We start from the raw sequence: 1,091 nt of genomic DNA on the forward strand, positions 1-1,091 counted from the left end.
CTTTCAGACGGCCTCGAAAGCCTGCGCCGCACTACGCCTAAATGGGCGCAACTGGTTGTCGATTTCAAACGCTGGGGCTTCCGTACTTGGCTGAAAGAGGCGGAAAGCCGTATGCACGAAGCGCAAAACACAGATTTATTTGGCAGTGAGCATATCGGCGAACAAGCCGCATTGGCGATTGAAACACAGCCTGAAAAACAACCCGAACTCGCACCGGCCCCTGAAAAACTGGATTATCAAGCCGTTACCACCGAAACGCAGTTTGCCGCCTTGTTGGATAAACTGTCGCGGGCGGATACAATCGGCATCGATACGGAAACCACGTCCCTAGACGCGATGAACGCCTCGCTGGTCGGTATCAGCATCGCGTTCCAAGCAGGTGAAGCGGTTTACATCCCCGTAGGACACAGCCTGACTGCTGCACCCGAACAACTTGATTTGCAAGACGTATTAGGTCGTCTGAAACCGCATTTGGAAAACCCAGTCCTGAAAAAAATCGGGCAAAACCTCAAATACGACCAACACGTTTTCGCCAACTACGACATCGCGCTGAACGGCATTGCCGGCGATTCCATGCTCGCTTCCTACATCATCGAGAGCCATCTCGGACACGGCTTGGACGAATTGTCCGAACGCTGGCTGGGCTTGGAAACCATTACCTACGAATCATTGTGCGGCAAAGGCGCGAAGCAAATCAATTTTGCTGATGTCGCTATCGGGCAGGCGACCGAATACGCCGCCCAAGACGCTGATTTCGCCCTGCGCCTCGAAGCGCACCTACGCGTGCAAATGGACGACGAACAGCTTGAAATGTATGAAAAAATGGAGCTGCCCGTCGCGCAGGTATTGTTTGAAATGGAACGCAACGGCGTACAAATCGACCGCGCCGAACTCGCCCGTCAAAGCGCCGAACTCGGCGCCGAGCTGATGAAGCTCGAACAAGAAGCCTACGCCGCCGCAGGACAGCCGTTCAACCTCAACTCGCCCAAACAGCTGCAAGAAATCCTGTTCGATAAAATGGGCATCCCCACCAAAGGCCTGAAAAAAACCGCCAAAGGCGGCATTTCCACCAACGAAGCCGTGCTCGAACA

Annotated in this window: 1 protein-coding gene; it reads left to right on the forward strand. The window is 54.2% G+C overall.

Translation table 11 applies throughout. The annotated features are described in order from the left end of the window. Positions 1–1,091, forward strand: a 1,091-nt coding sequence (locus ACTHS3_RS14165; protein ID WP_440368267.1) for a DNA polymerase, incomplete at both ends; no start/stop codon positions are given.

This window comes from Neisseria sp. P0009.S007 (assembly GCF_051962515.1).